The 13,200-nt window shown below is 42.4% G+C and carries 9 protein-coding genes and 1 pseudogene; 3 read left to right on the top strand and 7 right to left on the bottom strand.

Annotation, left to right across the window (positions count from 1 at the left end; all coding sequences use genetic code 11):
- The first annotated feature begins 18 nt into the window (after positions 1-18).
- Positions 19-1,467 (top strand): sigma-54 interaction domain-containing protein, encoded by a 1,449-nt coding sequence (locus ACFSCZ_RS19190; RefSeq protein WP_380776600.1) that lies wholly within the window; start codon positions 19-21, stop codon positions 1,465-1,467.
- A 316-nt stretch (positions 1,468-1,783) separates the two neighbouring features.
- Here the strand turns inward: ACFSCZ_RS19190 and ACFSCZ_RS19185 are convergent, their stop codons facing one another.
- From ACFSCZ_RS19185 to hsdR, 7 genes are all read right to left on the bottom strand, one after another.
- Entirely contained in the window at positions 1,784-2,776 is a 993-nt protein-coding gene (locus ACFSCZ_RS19185; RefSeq protein ID WP_380776598.1) for an LLM class flavin-dependent oxidoreductase, read from the bottom strand.
- A gap of 196 nt (positions 2,777-2,972) precedes the next feature.
- On the bottom strand, positions 2,973-3,389 hold the full coding sequence (locus ACFSCZ_RS19180) for a MarR family winged helix-turn-helix transcriptional regulator (RefSeq protein ID WP_380776596.1): 417 nt from the start codon (positions 3,387-3,389) through the stop codon (positions 2,973-2,975).
- A gap of 368 nt (positions 3,390-3,757) precedes the next feature.
- Positions 3,758-4,228: an inner membrane protein YiaA gene (gene yiaA, locus ACFSCZ_RS19175; protein WP_380776594.1), complete on the bottom strand. Its 471-nt coding sequence runs from the start codon at positions 4,226-4,228 to the stop codon at positions 3,758-3,760.
- A 205-nt stretch (positions 4,229-4,433) separates the two neighbouring features.
- On the bottom strand, positions 4,434-4,724 hold the full coding sequence (locus ACFSCZ_RS19170; RefSeq protein ID WP_380776592.1) for a DUF3219 family protein: 291 nt from the start codon (positions 4,722-4,724) through the stop codon (positions 4,434-4,436).
- A 499-nt stretch (positions 4,725-5,223) separates the two neighbouring features.
- Positions 5,224-6,681, bottom strand: coding sequence for a restriction endonuclease subunit S (locus ACFSCZ_RS19165; protein ID WP_380776590.1), 1,458 nt, complete (start codon positions 6,679-6,681; stop codon positions 5,224-5,226).
- Positions 6,674-8,146, bottom strand: a complete 1,473-nt coding sequence (locus ACFSCZ_RS19160; protein WP_380776588.1) for a class I SAM-dependent DNA methyltransferase — start codon at positions 8,144-8,146, stop codon at positions 6,674-6,676. Before ACFSCZ_RS19160 ends, ACFSCZ_RS19165 begins: the two co-directional genes overlap by 8 nt.
- 3 nt (positions 8,147-8,149) lie before the next feature.
- Positions 8,150-11,389 carry a type I restriction-modification system endonuclease gene (gene hsdR, locus ACFSCZ_RS19155; protein ID WP_380776586.1) on the bottom strand — a complete coding sequence of 1,080 codons (3,240 nt, stop codon included), beginning with the start codon at positions 11,387-11,389 and terminating at the stop codon, positions 8,150-8,152.
- A 410-nt stretch (positions 11,390-11,799) separates the two neighbouring features.
- Between hsdR and ACFSCZ_RS19150 the strand changes: the two genes are divergently transcribed.
- Both ACFSCZ_RS19150 and ACFSCZ_RS19145 read left to right on the top strand, forming a co-directional pair.
- A complete protein-coding gene (locus ACFSCZ_RS19150) occupies positions 11,800-12,732 on the top strand; it encodes a lysozyme inhibitor LprI family protein (protein WP_380776839.1) in 933 nt (310 codons plus the stop codon).
- Between the two features lie 180 nt (positions 12,733-12,912).
- A pseudogene (locus ACFSCZ_RS19145) lies at positions 12,913-13,200 on the top strand (IS21 family transposase); the annotation flags it as partial.

Raw genomic sequence — 13,200 nt, 5'->3', positions numbered from 1 at the left:
TAGATGGGGGAGATAAATTTGGAGAAGTTATTGGAACTAAGTCGCCAAAATTCGACATTATTTGCTGATATTTTAGAGTCTATTCATGATGCCATCTATATTTCGGATCATAAGGGAACGACGCTTTGGCTTAACTCCGCCAGTGAAGCGATGAACGGTGTTCCAAGAAATAAACTGATTGGCAGAAATGTAAGGGACTTGGAAAAAGAAGGTATATTCAGACCTTCCGTACTGCGGATGACTCTGGATGAAGGTAAAAATGTCAGTACCGTACAAACGGTTGGTAAAGAAAGAAGAAAATATATAGCAACAGGCCATTTAGTCAAAAATAAAGAAGGACATATTGTTGCTGCGGTTGCACATTTGCGTGACATTACAGACGCAGTAAAAAACACATCCAAACTGCAGGAAATTGAAGAGTTATTGGAAAAATACAGTGCTCAAATCAGAAAGCTCACAAAGATGCAAACAAGTAGAAATGATGTAGAACGAGTCAATTTGGGCGGAAAAAGCAATAGCCGTATAATGGCTAAAAATATTATTGAAAAAATTTCCGCAGTCGATACCACTGCATTAATTATAGGTGAAACCGGTACGGGTAAGAGTCTGACAGCGGAAAAGATTCATATGTTAAGTAAAAGAAAACATGGGCCTTTCGTTCAAATTAACTGTGCTTCCTTACCCGAATCCTTGCTGGAATCTGAATTATTCGGGTACGAGAAAGGATCATTTACGGGGGCAACTTCTAAAGGAAAAGCCGGCTTGATTCAAGCGGCAGAAGATGGAACTTTATTTTTGGATGAAATCGGAGAAATGCCTTTGCACTTGCAGACGAAAATTTTACATTTTTTGCAGTCAAAGACTTATATGCCGATTGGTGCACGTGAGCCAAGGCATGCGGATGTCCGAATTATTGCAGCAACAAACAGGGATCTGGAACAAATGGTGGAAGAAGGTACATTCCGTTCCGACTTGTATTACCGGATGAACATATTAACAGTGAACATGCCGCCTTTACGGGAAAGCCGCGATGATATTGAGGATTTAGCTGCCTATTTTTTAAACAAGTTCAACGGGAGATATAACAAAAACAAACGCTTTTCAAATGAAGTGCTAAATAATTTCAGGCAATATTCCTGGCCAGGCAATGTACGTGAATTGGAAAATTTAATAGAGCGCCTGGTGATCTTATCAGAGGATGAATTTATTGAAGAAAAGGACCTGCCTCAGAAAATGGTGGATCAAAATATACATTCCAACTCCCCTTATATACCCCAAAACGGTACAATGACAGAAGTACTTGAAGAGATGGAGAAGAAGATGATTATCGATGCTCTTGAAAAAGAAAAGTCCACTAGAAAAGCCGCCAAATTTTTGGGAGTAACTCAGTCGCTGCTCATGAGAAGAATCAAAAAATATAATATCCAGCTGATCGTAGAAGAGAGCAAAACATTTGTAAAAGTATAAGCCGGGACAAAAAAAGATTTAGTAAGTGACCCCGAAAAACTTCGCTTTCTGCAGGAGGCTGGTGACCCTTCGCACTGTGGAGTGCACCGGGTCTTTCCTCCGCTGGAATCTGTCGTGTAGAACTTGTTCAACCCTTGATCAATCTATTTACTTTTACTGAGCCATTATATTTAAGTCGCACCCCTACCAGAAAAAGCGCGACTTTTTTTGATATTAAAAGTACGATACTCCTGCACTCCTCCAACCGAATCTGCCGATTTCCCGCATCCGGCTTTTCCTGTGCCCATTTCCGAATCAACTTTTCCTTCCCCCAAATTTACAACAATTCTCGGGCCAATAATCGATAGACCTCCAGACGTTTCTCTTGAGAATGAGGAATACTGACAATCATAGCTTCATCAAATCCATAACGCTCCTGTTCCTCCTGCAGGATCTTTGCTATTTCTTTCACATCTCCGACCAAATGAATTTTGCGATTCTCCTTGATCATCATTCGATCCATCTCTGTCAATGGATACTCACGGGCCTCCTCCGGCGTTAACAGTGGAGCAATTCTGCCTCTCATAAACAGCAAACGCCAGATATCTTGGGGCCCGGCTTGGAATTCAGCTTCTTCTTTTGTTTCGGCGGTTGTCACCATATAGGAAACATTAATTTGCGGCTTTTCCATAAAAGCCGAGGGCCGAAAGTTATTTTTATACGCATCCAATATCGGTTTGGACAACTCCCCGTTAAAAAACTGGGCAAATGAATAGCCGACTCCCCTCACCCCTGCCTGTACCGCGCTATTTCCGGTTGACCCCAGCAGCCAGGCTTCCGGCAGTTGGACATTGGATGGGGAAGCGATCGTTTGACTGTACAACCGATCTTCAGGCACTTCGTCGTTAATCAATTGCAAGGCTGTATCAAACTTTTCATATAAATGAGTAACCATCGGCTGACGGCCTTCCGATAAAGCATAAATCGAATAGTTATCCCCTCCGGGGGCCCGCCCCACCCCAAAATCAATCCGGCCCGGTGATAGGGCACTTAATGTCTTAAACACCTCCGCCAGTTTTAAAGGAGAATAATGCATCATCATCACTCCACCGGTGCCGATCCGTATGTTCTTTGTTTTAGCAGCCAAATGAGCGGCCGCCACTTCTGGGGCTGAACTCGCAAAATCTTTCGTTCCATGATGTTCTGCCATCCACATCCGGTGATACCCCAATTCATCTCCCAAGACAGCCAATTCTTCTGCCTTTTTTAACGCATCGGCAGCCTGATTTCCCTTCGTAACAGGGGCTTGATCTAAAATGCTCAATTTCATATGTAACAACCTCCCAGTAAATTCTTCCTTACCAGCCCATCCATTTGATTTAGTTAACAAACAGGATCCGTATCATCGAGGAATTGACCACATTGCGCCGCAACATGACCGGGAATCGCAAATATTCATATGTCATCTCCCTGATAGTGTCATGGTTCTGCCCGTTGATTTAACTGATCATAAGTATGCTAATGATTTACGAAAGATTTTTAGCCATCTTTCTTAGTATGCCTTTTAACAGCAAAAGTTCATCCGAAGATAATCCATCCAATAACTGTTTCTGATGCTTAGCCCAAACTTCTTCAATGGGCTCTTTGATCTCTCGGCCTTTAGGTGTTAAATAAACTCTATTTACCCTGGCATCTGATGGATCTCGTTGTCTGTATATTAAACCGTAGTTTTCCAGTGCCTTTAACATATTTGCGACAGTTGGCGGTTCACAATGTAAACGTTCGCTTAATTGGTTTTGTGTAACACCGTCCTCTTTCCATAATTGGCATAATAATTGATCTTGACCTATATGAAGACCTAATTGACGCAGCATTTCCGAGTAACTTCTGCGATTTTTTGTAGATATGTCATTCAGAACTTCACGAATTTCATCCTTTATCAAAAAGCTCACCTTATTTCAGCAGGAACTAGTTAATATGCTAAACATAACGATAAATGATATAAAGTACAAGCCATTTGTTTTGTCAGTGTACTGATATAGGATGAACTGTATGTTTCACAGGAAACAGGGAAGATGTATGGTTGTTTATCCAAGCATCTTAAACCATGCCTTGATACAGTATGCAGGGTACTTATACCGCCGTATCAAATAAAAAATCCCCTCATTTTCAAAAAACCGGGGAAAACGACGAGATAAATGGCTTAGGACCATGGATAACGTAATAAGCTATCAGCTGGGGGCATTTTAACTGCTTGTGATCTTAGTTGCCGGCATGTCATCGACTTCTGCTGTCCAATCCGGTTGGATATTTATTCTCCTTCCCTTGCCTGTTGCGTATCTCTAATATTCTTCTGAACGGTAATAGCAGCAAATAAACTTAGAACAAATGCCATACCATAAAATCCTTTTTCACTTAACACAATACTTTCTGCATTGTATAAGCCAATGGCCATTAAAGAAATAGAAACAATCAGTGCAAACCAGCTAATACCATAATAAATGGCAGTAACCGGTATTCCCTCATCTTTATCCCTTACGGCTTTTTGTAATGATACTGCTGCATAAAGTCCAAAGATCAAAACAGCAAAGTAATACCCTTTTTCATTCAGCTCCATGGCCGCGTTAAATAAGCCTATCAGGTAAGATGCAGCCCCCACCAACAGGGCTGCCCAGGAAGCCCCTTTAAAAGCTGCAGTGGGTTCCCCTTTTTTTCTTTCTGCTTTTACTTTTGTTGCATTTTCTTTTCGCTGTTCCAATAAAACCTTATTTTCATTGGACATGGATGTCACCCCACTTTTCCAAAAATTAGGCACTCCTATTACCAGGGCCTTTCCCTCATCTACATTTATTATATTAGACTCCCTTTTAAAAAGTAGCTAATTATCGGAAAAATTGGTCAATTTGGTTGACAACCCTGCAGGCTGGTTGCTTTTCTGATCATTCTTTTTGCTGTTGATGATGAATAAGCGCTTAACTCCTCGCCATTTACTTTGCATTCTTCACTTCAATCAAGCCCACATGAAAATCCCCAACTTCTCCTTCGTTATATAAGTTGGTAATCGACGTATAGTACTCTTGAATGGCTCCTCTGAATTCCAACCCTTTTTCAGGAACTTTTACATCAAAAATCCCTTCATATAGCAGCGTCGTCATATCATGATAATCATCGCTTGTCACTTTAAAATCCACTTCAATGTTCAATAAACCGTCCTGCCGATTTTCTTTATAGTTATATACCTGTATGACTGTCTGATTTAAAACAACGTTTGAGACCAAAGAACTCGACTCCTTTCGGATTGAATAACATGCTCGAAGGCACATAGGCGTACATATCAATTCTGGAAAATGGTGTGCATATGAAAATATCCTAACAGACTTTTATATATTTTGTTACCTTTTCGCTTGATTATCTCATAAGTAACGTAAAGGTGATGTTAAAACAGCGCTGATTGGTGTAACAGGCGACTGCAATTTTGCCAACGAGAATGGACGGAATCCCCTGAAATGTTTTTTCTCCGGAGTCACCGAACAATACGGCTGCCCAGACGAAATACAAGATATACCAACGGTAAAAAGTATACCCAAACGACTTCAAAAAACCTCTTCCCCAATCTTGCGGGAAGAGATTTTTTGATTTCACCACTGTATTACCGTTTAAGAACTTTGATACACGACGGGCGCTATTGAGAACCATTTGTTACGTTCTTTTTATTGATAAGAAAACATTTTAATGGGCTTTCTGTGTGCTATATGGACTGTTAAAGAAAATAACTGCTTACCTGTTTTGTAGCACTTTTTTTAATAACTCAATGGCACTTTCTTCTGCAGGTTCATTGGTGCCCAGTTCCCCTCGGAAGGCCTGTGATAATATGGATGACTGCAATGATTCAAAATCAATACTGCTCTCTACCCTGCCAAGAGCTTTTTGTTCTTTTTTCAAGAATGTATGTACCGACTCTACAATAGCTTTTTGTTCCGGGTAACTGACCAAAGGAATCGGTATTTCTTTTAGCTGCGGCATATTTATATATGGTTGATCACTGCCTAAAAGTCGTTTTTGGATTTCATTAAGGAAATAACCGGACGTAAATAACAGGTATAAAAAACTGGGATCCAGCTCCTCGGAGACAGGTCTTAAACAACCTACTCGCTGATATAATATAGCAGGCGTATCTTCATCCTTCAGCATTCCAACCTTTAATTTATTATTGGTAATAGGTCTATTCAGCGCAATAAGGATATCCTGTGGATGTAATACAAGTTTAGCCTCAGTCTCTAAATAATGATCTGGTAAGCAGGATACATCTGACCAATCAATTTTTCTATAAGATACGTTTTGGATTTTTAAGAGCTTAACTCCTTCGTCTGTGTATTCCGCTTTTTTAAATCCTTTTCCAGAAAGTAGAGAGCAAACATCTCCTAATCTTACCCATTTCCATTCACTTGGAATGTCGTAAGGGGCCTCTGCCAACGCACTATCACTTATACGGGGCAGTCGAACTTCGGGATTCTCCTTACGCCACTCCTCTGTCAGCTCCCCACGAAAAGCTTTATCCAATATAGCGGCCCGCCGAAGCTCAAACGTTTCCTTTGCTTCCTCAATGAACCGCTTGGCCTCGTCAATTTTATATAGAAGGCGTCCGGCTTTGTCTGCAATTCGTATTTGCTCATTTACATTTGGGACCGGCATAGTAAGTTGTGTAAGGTGTTCTTTTTTAATATTATTTATATTACTCCCCTTGGCCAAGGAAACGATTTTCTCCCTATAAAGGTGTGATAAGAAATACATCCCAAAGTAAGAATAATGAATCCCTTCATTAGGTCTAATCATTGTAATAAATGCACCAAAACTGGTATCCTCATCATCTTCTTTTATAATACCAGGCTTACCAATGACCTTGGAGCTGCCGGTAGAAGAAACAATGACCACATCGCCTTTTCTTATAAACTGTTCATTCCTTACTAACTCCTTTGGCACATATACGTTATCTTTTTGATTGACGATCTTTCCATCTTGAATATTCCCGCCCCTAATAATAAAAGCGTTGGAATCATTCAAATCGGTGGTTACTTGATGTTTCTTGTAGGACACACCTCTAATAATTTCTGATATGGAGCCCAATCTCACCCACACCCAATTTTCAGGCACCTTATACGGCTGCTCTTCCTCAGGCACCAGCGCCTCTTCAAGCAGTTCTTCCATCGTTTTCTGTTTCTTCTTTGCCTTACTCATTCCCGCTCACTCCTGCTGGTTCCGCTGCTTTGCGGTTTTCTCTGTTATTATCAGCTGTATCAATAGAACGCAGTTCCTCCACGACTTCACTCAGTAATCTTGCTGCCTGCTGAAGTTTGGCAATGGCTTCTTCCGCAGATTCAATAGGATCCGGCAGGTTTCCGTAGACGGATAGGGATTCATCGGCAATAAGACCGATGTCCAGGCTGTTGTCTTTCTTTTGAATGTCCTCACGGGTGAAGACGCTGAAACGTTCATCTTCCACTTTTGTCCGGTCTTCTGCATGATACGCCTCCATGAAGCCTTTAAAATGCTGCTCTGTCAGCGGCGTCCGTTTTCCGAAACTTGGCATATTTGTCCTGAGGTCGTAGACCCACACTTCTTTTGTGTTGCCTTTATCCGTTTTGCCTCTTGTAAAGAAAAGGACGTTTGTTTTGACTCCCTGCGCATAGAAAATGCCCGTCGGCAAACGCAGGATCGTATGCAAGTTACACTTGTCCATTAGGTCTTCACGGATTTTTGCTCCCACGCCGCTTTCAAACAGCACGTTGTCCGGCAGGACGACAGCGGCTCTCGCCTTGCCATCCGGCTTCAAGGCCCGGTAAATATGCTGCAGAAAGTTAAGCTGCTTGTTCGTAGAGATAAAGGTCAAGTCATCCCGCGTCGGCCGCTCTCCCCCCTGCTTTGTCCCAAACGGAGGATTTGTCATAATCACGTCAAAGTTTTTCAGGTCCTTCCCTAAATCGGACAACGTATCTCCTAAAACAATATCCCCTTGAATATCATGCAGCATCGCATTCATTAATGCCAGACGGTGCGTATCCCTTACAAGCTCGACACCCGAAAAAGCTTTACGCGTCTGGAATTCAGCTTCTTTTTCACTTAGATCGAAATAATCATCTGTTTTCTCGCGAATATGACGGTCAGCAGCGATCATGAAACCAAAGGTTCCTGCCGCCGGGTCATTGCAGCGCTCCCCCGGCTGTGGATCGACCAGTTTGACAATCACATCAATCAATACGCGGGGCGTAAAATACTGGCCTGCCCCTGACTTTGTCTCACTGGCGTTTTTCTCCAGCAATCCTTCATACAGGTCTCCGAGGCCTTCTTCCTTTGCACTGTACCAATCCAATTCATCAATGGATCGTACAATCTTTTCCAAGTTCTTCGGCTCATCAATATTCGTCTGGGCATTCGAGTAGATCTGCTTTAAAATCTCATTACTTTCATTGCCCAGATCAATCAAGAGCTTTTGATAGTGGGTTTTTAAATCAATCCCGTGAAGGCGGATCAGGGAATCCCAGCGATATTCCTTCGGAATCGCCTCTTCCGACCCCGTTTCCTTCATCATCTTCAAAAATAATAGATACGTTAATTCCGTTACGTATTGATGATAGGTAATGCCGTCATCACGCAGTACATTACATAAATTCCATAGCTTCTGTACAATCTGTTGGTTGCCCATCTGTTATGCTTGCTCCTTTTCCTCGCTTACATATAATGCAGAGTTGATGTTTCTTACAATGCTGTCGAGCTGTCCTTCAAAAATTTTATTTAATTGTCTGTATCCCCCGCGGCTTTTAAAGGGCTCAACATCAAATGCCTGTTCAGGATCAGGATCCAAGACGGATTCTTTCAACAGTTGTTTTTCAATCCGCTCAAGCCATGACCGTTGGGCTTTCGTCCAAGCACTCATCTGATAAATCTTCTTCATGGCGTTTTTAATCCGTTCTTCATGATCGATCAACGGGTCACCCAATGCCTGCCGGCGGATAAATCCGATAATATCGGCTGCAATTTCCTCGTTTGTGGCGTCACGCCATGCGGTCTGAAGCCCTTTCTCTGTAAAACCTTTTTGATCGAGCGTGATTTTCAATTCCCTTAACTGGCTGCGGGTCAGATCTTTCGGGCGCGTACACACCACTTTCAATGCAGGAATCAGGTTTATATTTTCCTTAATAAACTGCTGGAAACTTTGCAAATAATCCTCCGGTTTTTCTGCATTTCCATATCCGCGGGTAACCGCCTCTACCTGATCCTCGTGTGTCGAAATATACTGCAAGACCGGTCTTCCCTTATTTTCATCCAAATACTGAAGCAGGTTCTGATTGGACATAAACCGGTCCACAACCTCTTTTGCATCGGATTCTTTCATCCAGTCAATAAATTCATTGATGGATTTTCCGCCTGAAAGAACCTTAAAATCCTCCTGGTCCTTTTCCTGCCACCGCTGTTTCCGCCGCTGTACCTTGGCAATCAGCTCTTCCTTGTGCTGTTTTTGCAAATCTTGATCATCCAGCTGCTCCAGCTCTTCCACCAGCTGACGGACAGTGATCTTTGGATTGGTCACAACCGGCTTCATCGTCGAATAAGGTTGTAATGATTCATAGATACCGACTGCATCATATATGGAGAAATGATCCTTACCAACATCATCCGCTCTTCGAGTTGCGCGTCCGAGCATCTGCTCATACAGGATCCTGGAACGGACCCGCCTGAGAAACACAAGATTGACGATCTCCGGCACATCAATTCCGGTTGTCAGCAAATCTACCGTGACCACAATATTCGGAAGCCGCTCATTTTTAAACAGTTTAATCGCTTGAGAGGGATCCTTAATGGAACCGGTAATTTTCATCACAGCATTGTCCTCAATAGGTCCGTGAACTTTCTCCAGCTCTTCTTTAAACATCCGGACGACCATGTCCGCATGATCATCTGTTGCCGCAAAAATCAGGGTTTTTCCAAGGCTTGTCGGGTCAATATAATGTGCAAGCTCCGCCAAAATCACTCGGTTAAAAGACTCTGTAATCACCTTTTTATTAAACTGGGTGACTTCTACATTGACTTCATCTTCAAGACGCTCTGTCTCAATTTCACCGGTTTCCGTATTGTAGACATCAACGGTTTCACCCACTTTCCAGTGAATTCCGTTTTTCTTTAAGGTTGTTTCAAATTGATACGGCGGTTCGTGGTCAATGAGCCACCCGTCAATCACTGCTTCACGATAAGAATATGTAAAAACAGGATCGCCGAAAATCTCCGTTGTATGGAGGGCCGGTGTTGCTGTCAGCCCAATTTTCACCGCATCAAAATAGTCCAGCACCTGGCGGTATTTGCTTACATAATCTTTGTGATCCCTGAACAGCATCTCCACTTCAGTCATTTCCCTGTCCAATGTATAGCCTCTGTGCGCTTCATCTACAACAATGCAATCATACTGGTCCACGGTCGGCTGCTGATGATCGTCAGAATAAAACAGCCGCTTCAGCATTCCCTGAACGGTGGCAATCTGCACTTTCGTTTCCGGATTAGGTGTTACATCCGTCAACGACTGCAGCTCAAAGATTTCCGTAAAAGAATGGTAGTTTTCCAGCTTGGAATCTTTAAACGCCGCTTCGGCCTGTTCACCAAGTGCTGTACGGTCCACCAGGAATAAAATCCGTTTAAAGCGGTTATGCTTGATGAGCCTGTAAATCAGCCCAATGGCCATTCGTGTTTTCCCTGTCCCTGTTGCCATCGCAAGCAGCATTTCGCGCTTCCCGTTTTCAATCGCACGTTCGACAGCCCTGATGGCATTCTCCTGGTAAGGGCGCAAACCAAGATAACCAAGATGTTCATCACGAAGTTTCTGATGAGACTGCTCAGCATCCTGCTTAAGAAGCTCTTTCAGTCCTTGAGGAGTGTACCATTGCTGCAAGGGACGCGGGTGATTGGTCGGCTTTCTCGCATCCAAGAACCAGATGCCTGACTTTTCCTCCGCCTGCTTATGATACGGCCTGCCGTTTGTTGCAAATAAAAAAGGAACATAATAATCCCCATATGGCCTGTGAATGATTTCTTCTCCTATTTGCTCGGCCAAACGGGCATAGGCTTTGGCTTGCTCGATATCCGATAAGATATTTTTGCTTTGCCTTTTGGCCTCTATAATACCGATCAATTCCAGTCCGGCAAACAAGGCATAGTCTGCAAAACCTTTTTTTAAAGGCCACTCGGCAATAGCCAGGTTCCTGCCTTTTTCAGGACGGGTTCCCCTGCCATAACGCAGCTCTTCCGTGTCGGCTTCCCAGCCGGCAGCACGAAGCTGTTCATCAATTTTGGCTCGGGTTTCTTCTTCAGTTAATGCAATATTGCTGCCATATTTTTGGGCATCTTTTTTGCGCTGAAGCTTCTCTTTATCGGAGACGTACAGCTGCTCCTGGCGCAGGCGTTCCAGTTCGCTTTCCAGCTTTTTCACCTTATCTTCATAAGCAGCAGAAAGCTTGTCCAGCTCCTGCTGATCGACAGTTTGTACGCGGACAGGTTCCCGATATTCCGGCTCTTGAAAGTCCCAGTCACCGTACACCTGCATAAACCAGACACCCAGCCTGAAAGCCATATGGAGCAGGGCTTCGGCATCCTTTTGGGATCCGTATCCTTCATGCATCGCCCTATTGCCTTTTTGTCTGATTATATCAAGGATGTCTTCCAATTCCTTTGTAATCAGCTCATCCGCCCGTAAAACACGGATGCGGTCGATTAGCTTTGTATCATACGTTTCTTTAATTTCTTCAAAGGCTAATACATATTTCGTTAACGTCTCTGCGAAGACGCGAAGTTTCATCAGTGTAGTATTAGGGTCAGTAAAGACGTTTCTTTCCGCAGTTTCACCCAGGTTAGCCAGGATGTCCCATTTGCCGGAAAGAAAATGGAAATTGCTTGTTGGCATCAGATTGCGCTCCTCCTATTCACGTCCTACCTTTATTATAACGAATACAAGGAAGCAGGAAAATGCTCCTATATGTTTATATAAACTTTATTAAATGTATTCATTGTTACACCGATAAGAATAATGAATACTAACGTGACAGAGAAAGAGAATATAAATATAGTTCCCATCAGCTTTTTTCCGGCAGCAAAATCCTTTTAAACAGGACATTTACGGAAGGATCCAGCTCCGGATTGTATGTCCTGATTCTTTCCTGCGTATACATCTCACCAGGTAAAAACACACATCAGACGTACTAGGATTTTTGTTGCAGAAATTTGGTAACATTTGTTTATTATAGCAGGCTAAATGTCTCGCTTTGTTATATAATCATAGTAATAATCTTAGAAGGAGTAAGAACATTGAAACGAATGATTTTATTACTTGGCATGGTATGTATTCTGGCCGGATGCAGTTCTGCGCATAAGGAAATGGTCGCTGAAGCCGAAGCTGCCTTAGAAAGTGGAGATTTTGAAGATGCACTTAAGTTTTATCACCGGGCTTTAGAAGAGAAATCAGATAGTTCGGAAGTACAGGATATGATAGCTTTATTAAATGATTATGAAACTTTACAGGAGAAAATGGAATCCCTCGAGTGGACAGAAGCGTTTGACTTAGCGAAGGATATGTTGAAGAATGATGAGATGTCCCCGTCTCTGCAAAAAGAATTGAAGAAATTATTAACAACGATTGAAGAAGAAAAAGATAGAGAAGAGCAAGTCGCCGGCGAACTGAAAAATATAGAAAAGCTAATTCATCATGATGATGTTGAACAAGCTTCTTCGAAATTAAATGAAATAGAAAATAAAATACAATCGAATGCATTTGATAGTGAATTAGAAGATTTATACCAGCAGTTAAAAGTGGCGGAAACACGTCTTGCGGAAAAAGCGCGTCTCGAAAAAGAAGTAGAGAGGATGCGTGTAGAAGCAGAAGCAAAACAACACGCTGCTCAAGCGAATATTTTGAAGAACAACTATCGGCAGAAGGCAGATAATCTTGAGAGCAAAATACAGAGAGAGGCCAAAAAATTATTTGCACATGATATAGCGCAAGGTTTCTATGGGCAATACTATAATGAATGGGATCAGTTATTAAACGAAGTTTGGGGCGTTTTAAAAGATACGATGCCGAAAAACGAATTTGAAAAATTAAAATCAGAGCAAATCGCCTGGATTCAAATGAAAGAGAAAAATTTTGCTGAAATTCCGGATGAACCAGCTTCGTCAAGAGCCATGGGAATGGATTATCTGGCAAGTGTAACTGCAGAAAGAACTTACTATTTAATTGAGAATTATATGTAGAAGCGGCAGAAACCAAATGAAGGTTGCATTCTGAATAAAGACATCGGATAATACCACCTCTGCCATATTTTAGAGCCACCTATGACATGATTTAGAGCCACCTCTGCCACAACTGAGCCACCTCCTATATAATTGATTTGCACTTCAGTGTGCAAATCAATTATATAGGAGGTTTTTTTAGTGATTAAATATCGTGAAATCCTTCGGCTTCATGCCCAAGGAGTAAGTCAAAGGGGGATCGCTTCCAGCTGTTCCAGTTCAAGGAATACCATAAGTGATGTCTTGAGCCGGGCACGGATTCAAGGGATTAGCTGGCCCTTCGAAAAGGATATGTCAGATGCCGAGCTTCAGGAACTTTTGTACCCGGAGAAGGATGTTACTTCCGGCTTTAGGAGAAAACCAGATTGTGAACATATCCATAAGGAATTGGCTAAAAGTGGAGTCACTCTTTCTCTTCTATGGGAGGAG

Origin of the sequence: Siminovitchia sediminis (genome assembly GCF_042680885.1) — a bacterium.
Lineage (GTDB): Bacteria > Bacillota > Bacilli > Bacillales > Bacillaceae_C > Siminovitchia > Siminovitchia sediminis.
This window is presented reverse-complemented; position numbering and strand designations above follow the sequence as displayed.